Raw genomic sequence first — 17,128 nt, forward strand, 5'->3', positions numbered from 1 at the left:
GCGTCAGTGCGGGGACGCGATCGAGCGGGCCGCGGCCAGCTCCTGGCGGAGGGGTTCGAGGACGCTGCCCGCGGGGCCGGTGAGGTCGGTGCGGACGGCGGTCAGGGTCTCCGCGCCGCGCACGGCCTCGGACAGCTCGCGCAGTTGCAGGGTCACCTGCGCGATCTCGACGCTGGAGGGGGCCGCGGCGCCGTGGCGGACGCGGACGCGGGCCGCTGTCGTGGCGTCCACGACGCGTTCGACGGCGACGACGAGCGGCCACCACGCCGCGGCGCGCCGGCCGGTCGGCGGGGGCTCGGTCAGGGCCCGCTGGAACTCGGTGCGGATGACGGACAGGTCGCGATAGAGGCGGCGGCGCATGCGGGCACGGGCGGCGGGGTCGGGGGTGGGTCCGAAGGCCGCTTCGACGTAGGCCGCCGTGTCGGCGACCGCGTCGGCCAGTCGGGCGCCGACACGGGTGTGCCAGCTCTCGGGCCACAGGAGGTAGCCGGCGATCAGGGCGATGGCGCAGCCCAGCAGGGAGTCGGTCAGCCGGGGGAGCAGCAGGGCCGTGCCCTTGTGGTTGAGGATGTCGGAGAGGAGCAGGATCACGGGGGTGATGGCCGCGGTCTGGTAGCCGTAGCCCCGGGGGGTGAGGGCCGGGACGAGGGGGGCGAGGAGGAAGAGCGTCGGGACGTCCCACCAGCCCAGCGGGACCTCGGCGAGGACGACCGCGGCGACGACCAGGCCGGCCACCGTGCCGAGGGCGCGCAGCAGGGCGCGGGAGAAGACCGAGCCGAAGTCGGGTTTGAGGACGAAGGTGATGGTCAGGGCGACCCAGTAGGAGCGGGGGACGGGGATGAGGGAGACCAGGGCCTGGGCGATGCCGATGCAGAGGGCGAGGCGCACGCCGTAGCGCCAGGAGTTGGCGGACAGGACGACGTCGCGTGCCGCGCGGGCGGTGCGGACGCGCAGGGCGGCGGGGCGGCCGAGGCGGTCGTCGGTGCCGCGGGGGTCGACGTCGGGATGGGCGACGACCTCGGCGGCGTGGCGCAGCGCGTGGTCGACCGCGCGGGCCGTCTCCGTGGTGGGGAGGGGGAGGGCGAGGGGGGCGGGGGGTGTCCGTCCGGTTTCGACGGCGTCCGCCAGGCGGTGCAGTGCCGCGGGGATCGGCTCGGGGAGGGGGCGGGCGGCCAGGTGGGCCGCGGGGGCCGCCTCGATCAGCGGGGTGATCGCGTTCAACTGGGCCAGCATCCGGGTCAGTTCGGGACTGCGGCCGTGGTGGCGGGCGCGCCGGGCCAGGATCAGGTCGTAGGACTGGTTCAGGGACTGGGTGACGGTGCGGCGGGCCTCCTCGTACTCCTCGGCGCGGTCCGTGCCGGCGGCGGTGAGGAGGGCGGCGACGGCGCGGTAGGTGGCGGCGACCGCGGCGCGTTCGGGGACGCCCGCGCGCAGGGGCCAGGCCGCCAGGGCGAGCAGGAGGATCAGCAGGCCGCCGCCGGTCATCAGGGTCGGGGCCACCCACCAGGGGGAGGGCAGCGGGAGGCCCGCGCCGATCACGCAGTTCAGGAGCAGCAGCAGGCCGGAGACGGAGGCGACCGCGCCGATCGTGGAGATCATGCCGGAGAGCAGGGCGACGCCGGTGACGGTGGCCACCGCGTACCAGCCGTGGCCCTGCACCAGTGCGCCCAGGGCCACACCGGCCGCGCCGAAGAGCTGCGGGACGGCGATGTTGAGGATGCGCATGCGGTAGGCGTCGGCGGTGTCGCCGATGACGCCGGAGAGGGCACCCATGGAGGCCAGGGCGCCGTAGGCGGGGTAGCCGGCGGCGAGGCCGAGAGCCAGGGGGAGGGACATGCCGAGGGCGGCGCGGGCGAGGGCGGGCCGGTTGAGCGGGGCCTGCTGGGGTCTGAGGTTCCGGACCAGCCAGTCGGGAGGGGTGAGGCCGATGGGGAACTCTCGGGACATGCGCCCATTATGGCCGGTTCGATCGCGGCCGGTTCAGGTGCGCCGGCGCAGGGTGAGGTCCACGACGAGGGCGCGGTGGTCGGTGCCGGCCAGGGGCAGGAATCGGGTGCCGGCCGCGGTGAAGTCCCGGGAGACCAGGACGTGGTCGATCTGGACGCCGATGACGGAGGCGGTGCGCGACGGCCAGCTGGGGACGCGGTCGTGCCCGGTGAGACGGGCCGCGTCGGTCAGGCCGGTGTCGAGGATGTGCCGGAAGGCCGCGTGGTCCTGGGAGGCGTTGAAGTCGCCGGCGAGGACGGTGGGGGTGCGGGGGCCGGCGGCGGCGAAGGCGCGGAGCCGGCCGAGTTCGCGGCGCCACACGCCGACCTGGCCCGGCAGCGGCGGCATGGGGTGGGCGAGCTGGAGGCGTACGGCGTGGCCGTGGACGTCGGCGACCGCGCCGGGCATGCCCAGGGTGCCGTGGACACCGGGGGCCGGGGTCAGCGGGTAGCGGCTGAGGACGAGGGAGCCGCGGGAGCCGTCCGCCTCGACGGCCCGGCGGTGCGGGTAGCGGGTGCCGGTGCCGTGCTCCAGGGTGGCCCGGCAGCCGGCGTCGCATTCCTGCACGAAGACGACGTCGGGGTGCCGGTCGCGCACGGCACGGGCGAGGGCGGGGGTGGCGTGGCCGGACTCGACGTTGGCGGTGAGGACGCGGAGGGCGGCGAGGGGCGGGCCGTCGGGCTCGGCGGTCCTGCCGTACGGCTCCAGGTACCAGGCGAGCAGGCCGAGGACGGCGATCGCCCAAACCAGGCCCGTCCACCAGCGGGTGAGCAGCGCGCACAGCAGGGCGAACACGGCCGGTGCGAGCAGCCAGGGCAGGAAGGCGAGCAGCTGGGGCACGGGGGTGATGGCGTCGGTGCCGGCGATCCGGCAGCCGATGACCGCGCTCACCCCGGCGAGCAGCAGACCGGCACACCAGGCGCCGGGCCTGCGTCCGCGGTGCTGGGTCACGGGGACGAGCCTACGATCACCCGTCGAGCCGTGCCAGGAAGGCGGCCAGGGCGCGGTTGAACTCCTCGGGTCGCTCCAGGTTGGGCAGGTGGGCGGCGCCGTCGATGACGTGCAGGACGGAGTCGGGCAGGGCCGCGTGCAGGGCCTCGGCGTCGGGGACGGGGGTGTAGGTGTCGTCGGCGCCGACCAGGACGAGGGCGGGCACGCTCACCCTGGTCAGCAGGTCGCGGTAGTCGGGGCGTTCGGCCCGGCCGCGCAGGGCGGCCGCGGCGCCCTCCGGGGAGGTGGCCGTCATCATGCGGTGGACGTGCGCCTTGACCTCGGGGCGGGCACAGGGGGCGACCATCTTCTCCAGCACCTCGTCGGCGTAGCCGCGCATGCCCTCGGCGAGCAGCCGGCCGGCCATGGCGCAGCGGGCGCGCCGCCCGTCGGGGGTCTCGGCGGCGGCGGAGGTGTCGGCGAGGACCAGGCCCCGGACGCGGTCGCCGAGGCGGCCGGCGCACTCCATGACGATCTGGCCGCCCATGGACAGGCCGGCGAGGGCGAAGGTGTCGACGCCGAGGTGGTCCAGGAGGGCGGTGATGTCCTGGGCGTGCCGGGAGAGCGGGACCGCGCCGGGGGTGACGGGGGAGGCGCCGTAGCCGCGCAGGTCGGGGGCGATCACCCGGCGGCCGGCGGCGAACTCGGCCAGCTGCGGCTGCCACATGGTGCGGTCGAAGGGGTGTCCGTGGACCAGGACGAGGGGAACCCGGGAGGACGTTCCGGGACCCTTGTCCTCGTATGCGAGGCAGGGGGGCATGATCCGACCCTAGGCCGGGCCGTCACTCGGTGCAATAAAATCTTTGCTCTCGGTGCAATGCCAAGAGGCCGACGAACTGGGGGACTTGTGGACGACTACCGGCGCATCGCCGATCTCATCGCGCGGGACATCACGGGCGGCCGGCTGCGTCCGGGGCAACGGCTGCCGCCGCAGCGGGTGTTCGCGCGGCGCCGGGGCATCGCGCCGTCGACGGCGGGCCGGGTGTACGCCGAACTCGTACGCCGGGGACTGGTGGTGGGCGAGGTCGGACGCGGCACCTTCGTGCGGGCCGCGGCGCCGGACCCGCAGCCCGGGCACGCCCTGGCCGAGGCCGCGGGGGCCGCACCCGTCAACCTGGAACTCAACTACCCGTCCGCACCCGGCCAGTCGGAGCTGCTGGCACCGGCCCTGACGCCCCTGCTGCGGCCGGACGCGCTCGGCCAGGCGCTGCGGCCGGCCGCCGCCGCGGGCACCCCGGACGCCCGGGACGCGGTCGCCGCCCTGCTGGCCCGGGCCGGGCTGCCGGCCCGTCCGGAGCGGATCCTGTTCACCGGCAACGCCCGCCAGGCGATCGCCGCCACCCTCGCCTCGCTGGTCCGGCCCGGCGGCCGGGTGGGCGTGGAACCGCTGACGTATCCGCTGGTGAAGGAGATCGCGGCCCGCCTCGCCCTCACGCTCGTCCCGCTCGCCACGGACGAGGAGGGGCTGCTGCCCGCGTCGGTCGCCGCCGCGCACCGGGGCGCGCCGCTGTCCGCCCTGTACCTCCAGCCGACCCTGCACAACCCGACCTCGCGGACGACGGGTGCCGGGCGGCTGCGGCAGCTGGCCGAAACCGTCCACAGGCTGGGGATACCGGTGGTCGAGGACCGGATCTGGTCCTTCCTGCACCCGGGCGGCACCCCTCCGCTCGCCGCGCTGGCACCGGAGCGCGTCCACCTCGTCGACGGCCTGTCCAAGCGGGTCGCGCCCGGCCTCACCGTCGGCTTCACCGTCGTACCGGACGACCGCGTCGACGCGGTCGCGCGGGCCGTCCGGTCCGGTGGCTGGAGCGCGGGCGGCTTCGCGCTGGAGGCGGCCGTGCGGTGGCTCGGCGACGGGACCGTGGACCGGCTGGTGGCCGCGAAGCAGCGCGACGCGCGGCGGCGGCAGCGGCTGGTCGCCGAGAAGCTGGCCGGTTTCACCGTGCGCTCCGACCCGGCCGCCTACTTCGCCTGGTGGGAGCTGCCCGCGCCGTGGCGCGCCGACACCTTCACGGCCGCCGCGCGGGCGCGCGGCATAGCCGTCACCCCGGGTACGGCGTTCTCGGTCGGCGCCGGCCGGACCCCGGACGCGGTCAGGCTCGGGCTCGCGTCGGTGCCGGAGCCGGAGCTGGCGCGGGCGCTGGTGACCCTGGCCGGCGTCGCCCGGGACGCGTCAGGCGCAGGTACCGGGTGAGCCAGGCGGTGAGGGCCACCGCCAGACCGAGACCGAGCAGCAGCCAGGCCACGGTGCGCAGGGTGCCGGTGAGGGCGTCGTAGACGGCGCCCACGGCCGGATGGGGCACCCCGGCGGGCAGGCCGGCCAGGGTCAGGCTGCGGCCGGCGGCGAGGCAGCCGGCCAGCAGGGCGCCGCCCAGGGCCGTGCCCAGCGCGGTCGCGGTGACGGCCCGGCGGCGGCGGACGGCGAGGGCGATCCCGCCGACGGCGAAGGCGACGGCCGCCACCGGCAGCCAGAACCCGGCGACTTCGAGCACGTGGAACCCCTTCCGGAGCGCGGTCAGTTCGCCCGCCGGGAGCACGGCGACCGCGGTGTGCTGCACCGGGATGCGCGCGGCGAGCGGCACATGGTCGTGGGTGAGCTGGCGTTTGACCCGGGCGGTGACGGGGGCCAGGTCGACGGTGACGTCGCGGTCGTCCACCCCGCGCAGGGCGCGCAGGACGGCGTCGTGGGTGACCTGGTTGCCGGTGTCCCAGGCCAGCCGGAAGGCCCGGGTCTGGGTGAAGGAGCGCACCGCGTCGCGCACGAACGGGCGTACGGGGCCGGGTACCGGCGGGACGTCCAGGTGCCGGCCCACCGCGCGCAGGATGCCGTCACCGACCGTGTCCGCCACGGCCTCGCGCACCGCCGGGTCGGCGGCGAGCGGCGCCATCGCGGTGACGTACCGGCCCGTGTCGGCGAGCCCGTACGCCGCCCAGGCCGCCAGCGCGCCGCACGGCACGAGGAGGCCCGACAGGGCGATCAGTACGGCCGACAGGGCGGTTCTGAGGCGTGGGGGCACGCTTCCAGGCAACGGCCTGCGGCGGCGGCGCGCGAGCGGGACGACTGCGTTCGGGCGGCCGGCGACCCGTTCGGCGCAGCCGTGTCCCGCTCTCCGGTGGAGGGTTCGCCCGAATGGGTGTTTCCTGGTGCTGGGGAGAAGCAGGCGGGTGCGGCCCCGTCACCGGGCCAACGCCCGCGCGGCGCCCGGCACTCGGCCCACCGGCGCCGGCCGTACCCGGGACGGGGACACCCCGTGACGCCCCGCACCGGCCGCGACGGAAAGCCCCCGGCGTCGCCCCCCGCGCGCCGGCCGCGGCGGCGGTTACCGGCCGCACCCGTCGCGGTGACGCCGGTCGGCACCGGACGTCGCGGTGACGCCGGTCGGCACCGGACCACCGGCGGGACCCCCTGTCCGGCTCCTCAGGGTCGTGGAGCCGGACAGGGACCGGGGATTCCCGTCCGGTGCGGAGGAGGGGGACACAGGGGAGTGCGGGGGCCCCGGCCACCCGGCCGGAGTCCCCGCACGGCGCGCTCAGCGGATCCGGTGTCCGAACGCGTCCTCATGCGTGTAGTAGCGGTAGAAGAGCACGGCGAAGACGGCCGCGGCCACCAGCACGGACAACAGCGCCGCGGCCACCACCGACACGCCGCTCTGGCTGTAGAGGAAACCGAACGCGCACCCGGCGAACACCGACCACAGCAGCGCGTGCACCTCCCGCCGCAGCCGCGGGGCCAGCGCCAGCAGGGCCGCGCACACCACCGCGAACACCAGCGCGCTCACGAGGCCGAGCAGCACGTTCCAGCCGGTGATCGGGCCGCCGAAGCGGTTGTCGGCCGCGACCCAGTAGCCGTAGACGAGCCCCAGTACGACCGGGACGGCCAGCCGGGCGATCCGGTGGGCGCGCGCGTCGAAGACGTCCGGCGGCCGCTGACGCACGTCGGTGTCGCGCCGCTCCGCCTCGGGCGTGCGGCCGGGCCGGGACATTCCGCCGGGTGCGGGTGCCGCTTGAGCCATGAGAGCACTCCTTCCTGTCCTCTCCCCCGTTCCGCCCCCGCCTTCCAGGGCACACCGGGGCGCACGGCCCGGCAACTCGGCCAGGAGGGTGAGAGCGCCCGGATGCGTGCCCATGGCCGCCGTGGTTCGCTGAAGCAATGGAGGGCTGCCCGCCGTGACGGAGATGGAGTACGGGCGGCAGCGCCCGCTGCTTCGGGTCCGCGGACGGAGCATCGCCTGGCTGCCGCCGCTGCTGCTGCTCGCCGGGGTCATCCTGCTGGACCTCAGTACCAGTGCGGATTTCCGGATCATCACCTGGATCGTTCTGGTCCCGGGCATCGCCGCCGCGATCTGCGGGGTGTGGACGACGGCCGCCTACAGCGTGCTGTCGCTGGTGACGTACGTCGCGGTCGACAGCGTCTGGCCCGACCAGTACCGGGCCGGGTTCGCCAACTTCCTCCTCGTCGCCCTCGGTGGTCTCCTCGCCACCCTGGCCGCGGCCGTGCGCGTCCGCCAGGAACGCAAGGTCCTGCACATCCAGGACATCGCCGAGACCACCCGGCGTACCGTGCTGCGCCCGCTGCCGGCCCCCTGGGGCGGCCTGGAGCACGCGGGGGTGTACCTGGCCGCCGACGTCGACGCCCGGGTCGGCGGCGACTTCTACGACATCCAGCCCGGCCCGCACGGCACCCGGCTCCTCGTCGGCGACGTGCAGGGCAAGGGACTCGGGGCCGTGGAGACCGCCGCCGCGCTGCTCGGCACCTTCCGCGAGGCCGGCTACCACGAACGGGACCTCGCGACCGTCGCCGCCCGTCTGGAGACCCGGATGCTGCGGCACCGCTGCCACACCAACGCGCTCGGCCACCACGACGGGGACCGCTTCGCCACCGCCGTGCTCATCGCCTTCCCCGAGGACAGTCCGGAGACGGTCGAGATGGTCAACTTCGGCCACGAACCCCCGCTCGCCGTCGGTCCGCGCGGCCTGCGCGAGCTGCCCAGCGGCGACGGTGCCCCGCTCGGGCTCGGTGACCTCGCGGGCACGCTGCCGCCCGTGCGCCGGGTGCCGCTGGCCGCGGACGAGACGCTGCTGCTGGTCACCGACGGGGTCACCGAGGCCCGTGACGGGCCCGGCGCCTTCTATCCGCTGGCCCGCGACATCGCCCGCGCGGTCGCCGACGACCCGCGCCGCACCGAACCCCGGCTGCTGGTCCGCCGGGTCCACGACGGCGTCCTGCGCCACACCCGGGGGCGATTGGAGGACGACACCACGGTCTTCGCGGTGCGGCGGGCGGAACACGCGGTGGGCGAACCCCCCGAACGGGGACGTTTGCGTGCCTGAAGCGCCGGTGAGCAGCGCCAGCGGCTACGGTGCTGGCTGGTAAGCGGATCCACAGGTGACAGGGGGAGGCACGATGCCCGGAACCGTGCTGCTGCTCGCGGCGTCGCCGCTGGGCCGGGGACGCCTGGTGGACGCGGCCGGTGTGCTGCCGGTGCTGGCCGCCGTCGCCCCCGCCGTGCTGTCCGGCGCCGACACCGCGAACGTGGTCGAACTCGCCGACCCGCTGGAACCGCAGGCCGTCCTCACCCGGCTGCGCGCCGCCGCCGCCACGTCCGGCCCGCTCACCGTGTATCTCACCGGGCAGCTGCACCTGGACCGCCGCCAGCACCAACCGCATCTGGCCCTGGCCCGCACCACCCCGGCGACGGTCCGCTACACGGCCGTGCCCTGGCACTGGATCCGCGAGGAACTGCGGCTGCGCTCCGCCGCGGACACCGCGCTCGTCGTCGACCTGCACGCCGACGCGGAGGCCTGGCGGTACGTCACCGAGCGCGGCCTCGACTCGGGCCCCAGCACCGCCGTGTACGGCCGCGTCGCCCCGCCGCCCGGGCGGCGGGGTCCGGCCGGGCCGGCGTACATGAAGACGGTCGCCACGCTGCTGCGCAGCGGCCACCGGCCACCGCTGGAGGTCCTGCACCGGCAGGTGCTGGAGCGCATCCCCGAGGAGATCCGCGGCAACGCGCTGCTGGCGGGCGTGGGCGGGGGCTTCGCCGGTGGCGTCATGGGCGGGGTGGCGCCCGCCGCGGCGGCGGCCGTCGTACCGGCAGGGGCCGGGCCGGCCGGCCCTGTGCCGGGCGTCGGCGCCGACGGGTTCCTCGCCGTACCCCGCCCGGGTGGCGGTCCCGGGGCCGGCGCGCACCCGGACGATCCGCACACGGCCATCAGCGACGCCGTACGGGCCGGGCGGCACGAGGAGGCCGACGCGCTGGCCGCGCGGCACGAGGAGGCCGCCGTGCGGGCGCACGGGGCCGGTTCCGAGCAGGCGCTGCACTGGACCGAGGTCCGGGCCGACCTCGCGATGTTCGCCGGGGACCCGGCGCGCAGCTGCCGGGCCTGGCTGGCGGTCGCCGCGGCCCGGCTGGCGGCGGGACAGGCGGCGGACGCGCCCGCCGTGGAGGCGGCCGCGGACCGTGCCCACCACCAGTGGGGCCGTATCGACGACACGGCGCGGGCCCGTGAACTCGGGCCCGCGCTCGCTGAGCTGCGCCTTCGGGTGCCCGGACGCCGGCGCGGCGCGCTGGAGAACGTCCAGCGCCAGCTGTGCCGGCTCCAGGCCACCCGGTAGCGCTACTTGGTGAAGGTGAAGTACTTCCAGGCGCCGTGTGTCGTGGAGTTCACGGTGTCACCGGAGGCGCTGTTGACGTACGACGAGCGGATCCGGAACCGCCGGCCGACGTCCTGGCCGTGGTCGCCGTCGATGCGGACCCTGGAGACGCCGTCGGAGCCCAGCTTGAAGTAGGCGGGGTCGCCCGGGTACCAGCGGCCCTGGTAGTACCCCTCGAACTCGAACTTCTGCGCCCGGCCCGGGTAGTACGGCATCTTCGTCGTGGCCAGCGGATCCTTGGTCCTGTGGAAGAAGTAGTAGGTGTGGCCCCACGCCGACTTCGACCTGTACTGGCCGGTGAGCGACATGGACACGCTGACCTTGGCGCCGACGGTGCTGGACGCGGAGGCGGACGTGTAGCGGGAGTCGCCCGAGAACTTCGCGGTGACCTTGGTGTCCCGCTTCAGGTCCAGGGTGACCGACAGGTTGCCGTCGGAGTCGACCGTGCCGGACTTCACCAGCTTGTCGGGCTTGTCGGGTCCGAACGGGTCGGCCCAGATCTGCACCGTGCGGTTCTTGTAGGTCTTGCCCAGGTGCGCGGTGAACCTGACGTCCTTGCCGTAGGCGTACACCTTGCCGTTGTTGTCGACGCTCAGCGCCGGCCTGGCGCGGGAGACGTCGACGGTGTCCGAGCCGGAGCCGGCCGCGTGGCCGTCGTCGCCCGCGTACGCCACCGTGTACGTCACCTTGCCGCCGGCCGGCGGGGTGTCGGTGAACGAGAACGTGCCGTCGGCCCTGGTGGCCGCCGCGGCCAGGGCCTTGCCCCTCGGCGACTCCAGGTCGGTGCGGGTCACCGCCAGCCTGCTGCCGGCGGGGAGGACCGCCGTGGAGGTGACCCTGCCCGTGACGGTGAGCTGCTTGGCGCGGGCGGCGGTGGTGGGCGCGTCCACGGTGACGGTGGTGGCCGCCTTGGCGGGCGCGGTGAGGACGCGCAGCGAGTAGGCGCCCAGGCTGTTGCGGGTCACCGCGAACAGCCGGGAGCCGTCCGGGGTCCAGGCCAGCCCGGCGGGGGCCAGCAGGTCGGAGCCGCTGCCCTGGCCGGTCCGGGGGAAGTCGTAGCTGCGCAGCGCCTCGCTGCTGCCCGGGCGGAAGATGTAGACGTCCGGGCTGTAGGAGCCGTCGATGCCGGCGGCGACCGTGCCGTCGGCGGCGATGGCGACGGAGTTGGGGTAGGCGTTCGTGACGTACTTGCCGTCCTCGTCGAGGTCGGAGATCCGGAACACCTGCTGGTAGTAGGGCGCGCCGCTGGCCACCACGACGTCCTTGCCGTCGGGGGTGACCTGGAGGTCGCCGAGGTTGTCGCCGGCCTCCCGGGTGCTCGCCAGCTTCGTGGCGGTGCCCGAGGAGACGTCGTAGGAGGCCAGCTCGACCGGGCTCTGTCCGACCGCGCCCGCGATCAGCGTGCCGGAGCCGGGCGCGGCGTCCAGCACCGGAGCCTGGTACCAGCTGCTGTCCTGGTCGAGCGTGACCTCGTGCTGCGCGCCGGTCAGGTCGACGGAGCCGATGTTGCCCGCGGCGGCGCCGCCGTAGCCGAACCACAGCCGGCCGCCCGCGAGGGCGACGCTGAGCGGCTTGTCGCCGACCGGGTACCGGGTGGTCTCGGCGTCGGTTCTCGTGTCGAAGACGGCGATGGTGTCGAGGTCCTGCACGGCCGCGTAGAGCGTGCCGGAGTCGGCGGACAGTTCCAGGCCGCGGACGCCGGAGAGGTTGGTGGCGAGCTGCTTGAGCGTCCTGCCGGTGTAGTCGGTGACCACGATCTTGCCGTTCAGCGGGTCGCTGACGAAGACCTGCTGGTGGACGGCGTCCACGACGATGTCACCGGTCGCCCTGACCGGCAGACTCGCGCTGGAGTCGGCGTGGGCCGCGGTGGCGGTGAGGGCCGCCGAGCTGAAGAGGACCGCCAGAGTGGTGGCAGCCGTGAGAGAGCGCTTGCGCACGCTGATTCGAACCCCCCGGAACGAATGGGAAAGGCATGGGTGCCGCGCGGGCACGGCGTTGCGTGAGCCCCCTGTGCATGAGCCGTGTGTGCCTCGCGTGGTGAGGGTGCAAAGAGTAGGTCATGCCTCTGACAACTGCGCCAGGGGCTGGGGGACTTCAGAGGATGCGGGCCCCCCGGCGAGGGGGCTCAGGGACGCGCCTGCCGGGGCGCCGCCGGTGCCGGTGCCGGGGCCGCCGTCCGCACCACCGGGGCCGGTGCGGAGGCCGGTGCGGGGGTCGCCGCCCTGGCCGGGCCGGCGTTGGCCGCGAGGAGGAGGGTCGTGGCGGCGACGACGGCCGCGATCACCCCCCGGGCGGGCGAGGACGCCCCGGTCGGGCGCAGCGGGGCGTGGGGGCGTGCGTAGGGTGCGGATGTACGTCCGGACACGGCTACCTCGCAACACGAAAGCGGCGTATCAAGCATGCTTGACCCGCCATTTAACCTAGGGGCTGCCGGAGCCGAACGGCAAGAGGCACCGGGCGAGTTGGGGGATGAGGCGCGTGCGGGAGAGGGACGACCCCGAGGTCATCGGACGGCGCGTGCAGCGGCTGCGCGCCCAACGGGGCCTGACCCAGCGGCAGCTGGCCGAACCCGCGTACACCCCGGCCTACATCTCCACGCTGGAGGCGGGGCGGGCGCGGGCCTCCGAGGAGGCGCTGAGGCATATCGCGGGGCGCCTCGGCGTGGCCTTCGAGGAGTTGACCACCGGCCGGCCCGCCCACCTCGCCACCGGCCTCCGGCTGCGGCTCACCGAGGCCCAGCGCGTCCTCGCCGACGGCCGGGCCGAGGAGGCGGGCGCGCAGTACGGGGTGCTGCGGGCGGAGGCCGAGGCCCACGGACTCGGCCGCGAACAGGCCGCCGCCCTGCTCGGGCTCGGCGAGTGCGCCCTGGAGACCGGCGAGCTGACCAGGGCACGGGAATGCTTCGAACAGGCCGAGAAGCAGCTGGCCGGCGAGGCCCTGCCGATGCGTGTGCCCGCCGTCCGCGGCCGGGCGGTCGCCCACTACCTCGCCGGTGAAATCCGTTACGCCGTCTACCTCCTGGAGACCGCCCTGGACGAGCTGAACCGCGGCGGACTGCACGACCCCGACGCCCTCCTGCTGCTCTACGCCGCCGTCATCGGCCCGTACATGGACATGGGCGCCCACGCCCGTGCCGCCCAGGCCGCCGAGTTCGCCCTCGCGCTCGCCCCGCGGGCCGGCGACCCCGCGCTGATCGCCCGCATGCACCGCTCGGTCGCCCGCACCCTGCTCGCCGAGGGCCGGGCCGCCGAGGCCGACGCCTCCCTGGCCAAGGCCGCCGAGCTGTACCGGCAGCTGAGCCTGCGCACCGAACTGGCCAACTGCCACTGGATGCGGGGCTACGTCTGCGCGCAGAACGGCGAACTCGAGCGGGCCGAGACCGAGCTGCGCCAGGCCCACACCATGCTCGCGGAGAGCCGGGCCGCCCTGTACCGCAGCCAGGCCGCGGTCGAACTCGCCGACGTACTGCACCGCCGGGGCAAGTCCGCGGAGGCTGCCGAGCTGCTCCGGGGCGTCGCCGGGGACTTCTCCTCCGAGCGCGGTGCCGTCCACGCCGCCGCCGCGCACCGCCTGCTCGGCATCATCGCCGAGGACGCGGGCGACACCGAGGCCGCCGAGGAGCACTACGTCCGCGCCCTCAGTCTCCTGGAACGCGCGGGTGCCGCCGGTGACCTGGCCGACCTGTGCCGCCTCCTGGGCGACCTGCTGCGCCGTACCGGCCGCTTCGAGGCGGCCCTGGACACCTACCGCACCGGCCTGGGCCACCGCACCGCCCCGGGCACCACCACCCTGGGACCCGCCCCTGCCCACCCGCCCCTGTGAGCCTCACACCTGGGCGCGGCCCTGCCTGCGGATGTCGGCCAGGCGCAGGGCGCCGACCTGCACGGCGGCCTGCGTCGCGTCGTTCATCACGTCGCCCAGACCACCGTTGGTGAGCGCGAAGGAGTCCTCACCCACCCGGACCGCGGCCAGGTCCAGCGTGAGCAGGCTCTCCTCGCCGTCCGTTGTCGTACTCGCCACCGTGATCCTCAGGCCCTGGCGCGCGTCCCCGACCTCGGGCAGCGGCGCGTCGGTCACCTGGACGTCCTCCACGGTCCCCAGCTCGGTGGTGGCCGTGAACCGCGCGCACAGTGCCGGCATCGTCTGCAGCCAGGCCAGCACGCCGTCCACGTCCGCCGGGCGGCGGGTGCCGATCTGGTAGCGGAGCTGGGCGTCGGTGTCGGCGTCGTCCAGGCCGGTGGCGGCGCGGGCCGGTCCGCCGAGCAGTTCGTCGCTGTAGAGGGCGTCCAGCAGCCGCTGGCACTCCCCGGCCGGGGTGGTCGCCTTCAGCAGCCCGTCCCGCCAGGTGGCGGCGCCGCGCGTGGGGGTCCAGGGGGCGCCGAGGTCGGTCTGCGTGAGGAGCGCCGCCTGCGCCTGTTCGTCGCTGAGCGTGGACCCGTCCGGGCGCGCGGACGATCTGGGGGTCGCGGTCGGCCGGTCGATGGTGGGCAGGGGGTGCGGAGCGGACGCGGGTTGGTGCAGAGCGAGGGCGGCGCAGCCGCCGGCGGTGAGGAGACCGGTGCCGATGAGGGACAGCAGGACGGCACGGGGGAGCCGGGCGATGCGGGTGGCTATCGCGGGGGTCATCGGTGCCTCCTGGGCTGCGTACGGCGGAACGCCTGCTCCCACGGCACCACCGCCCCGCCCCGCCCACCAGCGCTCCGGGGCCGTACGGGTGAGACGCACGCGGGAGGCTGCGCGGGGCGCGCCGGGACACCGCGCGGGGGCGCGCCCCGATGCCGTGCGGGCCGCGACGCGCGGGCCCGCCCCGGCCGACCGCCCGAGCGACCGGCCGCGCGGGGTGCGCCGGGTCGCCGTTCGGGTGGCGACGCGCGGGACCGTCCCGCGCGGTCGCCCCGGTGACCGAGACCGCCGCCCGGGCCGTGCGTGCCCGCTCGGGGCCGGCCGGCCGTGCGAGGTGCGCCGGGTCGTCGTACCGGCGTGGCCCCGGTCACGGAGACCGCCGCCCGGACCGCGCGGGGACGCCGTACGGGTGGCGCGGACGGCGGCGTGCGGGGGTGTCCGGGGCTGGCAGGCGTGGTCGCCCCGGTCACGGGGACCGGCGTCGCCCCCTGCTCACCGGGTCCGAGGACGACGGGGCCGGTCGTGCCGCCGGGGGCTGATCTAAGGTCGGCACGACGGAAGGAGTGCGCTGTGACCGGTGAGCCGATCCCCGTGATCATCGACTGTGACACCGGCGTCGATGACGCCCTGGCCCTGCTGTTCGCCGTACGGCACCCCGGTCTCGACCTGCGGGCGGTGACCTGCGTGGCCGGGAACACCGACGTCGACGGGGTGGTCCGCAACACGCTGACCGTGCTGGAGCGGGCGGGCGCGCCCGACATCCCGGTGGCGCGGGGCGCCGCCCGCCCGCTGATCGAGCCGGCCCGCTCGGCCCGGCACGTGCACGGCACGGACGGCATGGGCGACCTGGGCCTGCCCGCGCCCACCCGGGCACCGGCGGCCGTCGACGCCGTCACCCTGCTGCACCGGGAGATCCTCGGCTCCCCGCGCCCGGTGACCCTGGTCCCGACCGCCCCGCTGACGAACATCGCCCTGCTGCTGCGCACCCATCCGGAGGTGACGCGGAACATCGAGCGGATCGTGTTCATGGGCGGGGCCGTGGCCGTGGGCAACGCCACCCCGGTCGCCGAGTTCAACGTCTGGCACGATCCGGAGGCGGCGGCGATCCTGCTGACGGCCGGGGTGCCGATCACGATGTACGGCCTGGACGTCTTCCAGCAGGTGGTGGTGCCCGCCCCGGAGGTGCACCGGCTGCGCGCGAGCGACGAGCCCGGCACCCGCCTGGCGGGCGACCTCCTCGCCCACCGGCCGACCTCGCAGGGCGGACCGCCCGAGGCGGAGGAGGCGGGCGGCCTCGGTGACGCGGGCGCGGTGTGCGCGGTCGCCGACCCGCAGGGCATCACCACCCGGCTGCTGCCGGTGGAGGTCACCCTGGCCCCCGGCCCGTCCCGCGGGCAGACGGTCGTGGACCGCCGGCCCCGCCCCGGCGAGTCCGAGATCCACGAGGGCCGCCGCGAACAGACCCTCGTGGACGTGGCGCTGGAGGTGGACGTGGACCGGTACGTGCGGCTGTACCTGGAGACCGTCGGCCGCTAGGCCCTGTCTAGTCGGCGGTGGCCGGTACCCGTTCCGACCAGCGCTCCTCCACCCTGGCGAAGCGCCAGTACGTCAGCGCCGCCGCCCAGACGACGACGAACAGGCCGACGATGAGGTAGCCGACGTTGTCCAGGTCGAGGCCGGCGACCCAGCCGGTCAGGTCGTCGTGCAGGCCGAACTTCTCGTGCAGGACGCCGACCAGTTCGATGGTGCCGATGAAGAAGGCGACGGCGATGGACAGGCCGGTGATGGCGAGGTTGTAGAACACCTTGCGGACGGGGTTGGAGAACGCCCACTGGTAGGCGAAGTTCATGAACGTGCCGTCGAGGGTGTCGAACAGGCTCATCCCGGCGGCGAAGAGCAGCGGCAGGCACAGGACCGCGTACCAGGGCAGGCCGGCCGCCGCGCCCGAGCCGGCCATCACCATCAGCGTGACCTCGGTGGCCGTGTCGAAGCCGAGGCCGAAGAGGAAGCCGAGCGGGTACATCTGGCCCGGCCGGGTCACGGACTTGGTGAGGCGGCCGAGGAGCCGGTTCATGAAGCCGCGCGAGTCCAGGTGCTGTTCTAGCTCCTTCTCGTCGTACGCCCCGGCGCGCATGGCGCGGAACACCCGGAGGATGCCCACCAGCGCGAACAGGTTCAGGGCCGCGATGAGGTAGAGGAACGTGCCGGAGATCGTGGTCCCGAGGACGCCGAGCACCTGGTGGGTGCTGGATCCCTCGTTCATGACCTTCCCGGCGAGGGAGGTGCCGCCCGCGATGAGCAGCGCCAGCAGGACGACGACGCTGGAGTGGCCGAGCGCGAACCAGAAGCCCACCGACACGGGCCGCTTGCCGTCGGCCATCAGCTTGCGGGTCGTGTTGTCGATGGCGGCGATGTGGTCGGCGTCGAAGGCGTGCCGCATGCCGAGGGTGTAGGCGGTGACGCCGAGTCCGACGCCGAAGACGTCGGTGCCCACCCGGTAGTGCCGGGGGGCGACGAGGAGGAAGAGGATCCCGAAGGCGACGACGTGCAGGGCGACTATCACCGCCATCAGCCCCGCCGTCTTGACGGTGTCCTCACGTCGCCAGCGGAAAGACGCGGCGTCGGTCATCAGGTTCACGCTCCAGCACCTCGTGGATCACTTCGTGAGTGCCGTGGCCGGTCTCCTGGCTTACAGGTCCGCGTCCGCCGTTCCTGCCTTCCCGGTCGCGTACGACCAGTGGCCCGGCGGTTGCCGGACGGAACGGGAACTCCCTGATCACAGTGGCGAGGGCCGCGTCGATCTTGCATCGACTTCCCGAGCACCACGGCCCGCCCACCGTAGAGGGGCGGGCGGTCGTCTGCATAGCTGCGCAC

Annotated in this window: 14 protein-coding genes and 1 riboswitch; of the genes, 5 read left to right on the forward strand and 9 right to left on the reverse strand. The window is 75.2% G+C overall.

Annotated features, from left to right (window positions below; all coding sequences use genetic code 11):
* Positions 1-3: 3 nt before the first annotated feature.
* From AB0F03_RS13035 to AB0F03_RS13045, 3 genes are read right to left on the reverse strand one after another with little or no spacing between them, the layout of a single operon-like run.
* Positions 4-1,947 (reverse strand): FUSC family protein, encoded by a 1,944-nt coding sequence (locus AB0F03_RS13035; RefSeq protein ID WP_361989855.1) that lies wholly within the window; start codon positions 1,945-1,947, stop codon positions 4-6.
* A 33-nt stretch (positions 1,948-1,980) separates the two neighbouring features.
* Entirely contained in the window at positions 1,981-2,937 is a 957-nt protein-coding gene (locus AB0F03_RS13040) for an endonuclease/exonuclease/phosphatase family protein (RefSeq protein ID WP_361989858.1), read from the reverse strand.
* Between the two features lie 16 nt (positions 2,938-2,953).
* Complete coding sequence (locus tag AB0F03_RS13045; RefSeq protein WP_361989861.1) at positions 2,954-3,736, reverse strand: alpha/beta fold hydrolase; 783 nt, start codon at positions 3,734-3,736, stop codon at positions 2,954-2,956.
* Positions 3,737-3,823: 87 nt separating this feature from the next.
* Here AB0F03_RS13045 and AB0F03_RS13050 point away from each other — a divergent pair, with 87 nt between their 5' ends.
* Positions 3,824-5,170 carry a PLP-dependent aminotransferase family protein gene (locus AB0F03_RS13050; protein ID WP_361989864.1) on the forward strand — a complete coding sequence of 449 codons (1,347 nt, stop codon included), beginning with the start codon at positions 3,824-3,826 and terminating at the stop codon, positions 5,168-5,170.
* Here AB0F03_RS13050 and AB0F03_RS13055 read toward each other — a convergent pair.
* Both AB0F03_RS13055 and AB0F03_RS13060 read right to left on the reverse strand, forming a co-directional pair.
* The gene (locus AB0F03_RS13055) at positions 5,070-5,993 is read right to left on the reverse strand and encodes a hypothetical protein (RefSeq protein WP_361989867.1); all 924 of its coding nucleotides are present in this window, start codon (positions 5,991-5,993) and stop codon (positions 5,070-5,072) included. The two genes, AB0F03_RS13050 and AB0F03_RS13055, sit on opposite strands and share 101 nt — an antisense overlap.
* A gap of 513 nt (positions 5,994-6,506) precedes the next feature.
* Positions 6,507-6,989 carry a hypothetical protein gene (locus tag AB0F03_RS13060; RefSeq protein WP_361989870.1) on the reverse strand — a complete coding sequence of 161 codons (483 nt, stop codon included), beginning with the start codon at positions 6,987-6,989 and terminating at the stop codon, positions 6,507-6,509.
* Positions 6,990-7,152: 163 nt separating this feature from the next.
* Here AB0F03_RS13060 and AB0F03_RS13065 point away from each other — a divergent pair, with 163 nt between their 5' ends.
* Entirely contained in the window at positions 7,153-8,307 is a 1,155-nt protein-coding gene (locus tag AB0F03_RS13065; RefSeq protein WP_361990010.1) for a PP2C family protein-serine/threonine phosphatase, read from the forward strand.
* Between the two features lie 73 nt (positions 8,308-8,380).
* Positions 8,381-9,592, forward strand: a complete 1,212-nt coding sequence (locus tag AB0F03_RS13070) for a hypothetical protein (protein ID WP_361989873.1) — start codon at positions 8,381-8,383, stop codon at positions 9,590-9,592.
* 2 nt (positions 9,593-9,594) lie between these two features.
* On the opposite strand, the gene AB0F03_RS13075 is transcribed toward AB0F03_RS13070, so the two are convergent.
* Both AB0F03_RS13075 and AB0F03_RS13080 read right to left on the reverse strand, forming a co-directional pair.
* Positions 9,595-11,568: an Ig-like domain repeat protein gene (locus AB0F03_RS13075; RefSeq protein ID WP_361989876.1), complete on the reverse strand. Its 1,974-nt coding sequence runs from the start codon at positions 11,566-11,568 to the stop codon at positions 9,595-9,597.
* Positions 11,569-11,756: 188 nt separating this feature from the next.
* Entirely contained in the window at positions 11,757-11,996 is a 240-nt protein-coding gene (locus tag AB0F03_RS13080; RefSeq protein WP_361989878.1) for a hypothetical protein, read from the reverse strand.
* 113 nt (positions 11,997-12,109) lie between these two features.
* Here AB0F03_RS13080 and AB0F03_RS13085 point away from each other — a divergent pair, with 113 nt between their 5' ends.
* Entirely contained in the window at positions 12,110-13,453 is a 1,344-nt protein-coding gene (locus tag AB0F03_RS13085) for a tetratricopeptide repeat protein (RefSeq protein WP_361989881.1), read from the forward strand.
* 3 nt (positions 13,454-13,456) lie between these two features.
* On the opposite strand, the gene AB0F03_RS13090 is transcribed toward AB0F03_RS13085, so the two are convergent.
* The gene (locus AB0F03_RS13090; RefSeq protein WP_361989884.1) at positions 13,457-14,257 is read right to left on the reverse strand and encodes a hypothetical protein; all 801 of its coding nucleotides are present in this window, start codon (positions 14,255-14,257) and stop codon (positions 13,457-13,459) included.
* 567 nt (positions 14,258-14,824) lie between these two features.
* On the opposite strand from AB0F03_RS13090, the gene AB0F03_RS13095 reads away from it, so the two are divergent.
* A complete protein-coding gene (locus AB0F03_RS13095; protein ID WP_361989887.1) occupies positions 14,825-15,790 on the forward strand; it encodes a nucleoside hydrolase in 966 nt (321 codons plus the stop codon).
* 7 nt (positions 15,791-15,797) lie between these two features.
* On the opposite strand, the gene AB0F03_RS13100 is transcribed toward AB0F03_RS13095, so the two are convergent.
* Entirely contained in the window at positions 15,798-16,883 is a 1,086-nt protein-coding gene (locus AB0F03_RS13100) for a HoxN/HupN/NixA family nickel/cobalt transporter (RefSeq protein ID WP_361990013.1), read from the reverse strand.
* A 27-nt stretch (positions 16,884-16,910) separates the two neighbouring features.
* Positions 16,911-17,096: riboswitch (cobalamin riboswitch) on the reverse strand.
* Positions 17,097-17,128: the final 32 nt, after the last annotated feature.

This window comes from Streptomyces sp. NPDC028722 (genome assembly GCF_040637655.1).
In the GTDB taxonomy this organism is placed as follows: Bacteria; Actinomycetota; Actinomycetes; order Streptomycetales; family Streptomycetaceae; genus Streptomyces.

Bases quoted from the DNA above. Each gene is read 5' to 3' on its own strand.
- AB0F03_RS13035 (WP_361989855.1), bottom strand. From the start codon at position 1,947: ATGTCCCGAGAGTTCCCCATCGGCCTCACCCCTCCCGACTGGCTGGTC.
- AB0F03_RS13045 (WP_361989861.1), bottom strand. From the start codon at position 3,736: ATGCCCCCCTGCCTCGCATACGAGGACAAGGGTCCCGGAACGTCCTCC.
- AB0F03_RS13060 (WP_361989870.1), bottom strand. From the start codon at position 6,989: ATGGCTCAAGCGGCACCCGCACCCGGCGGAATGTCCCGGCCCGGCCGC.
- AB0F03_RS13065 (WP_361990010.1), top strand. From the start codon at position 7,153: ATGGAGTACGGGCGGCAGCGCCCGCTGCTTCGGGTCCGCGGACGGAGC.
- AB0F03_RS13070 (WP_361989873.1), top strand. From the start codon at position 8,381: ATGCCCGGAACCGTGCTGCTGCTCGCGGCGTCGCCGCTGGGCCGGGGA.
- AB0F03_RS13090 (WP_361989884.1), bottom strand. From the start codon at position 14,257: ATGACCCCCGCGATAGCCACCCGCATCGCCCGGCTCCCCCGTGCCGTC.
- AB0F03_RS13100 (WP_361990013.1), bottom strand. From the start codon at position 16,883: ATGACCGACGCCGCGTCTTTCCGCTGGCGACGTGAGGACACCGTCAAG.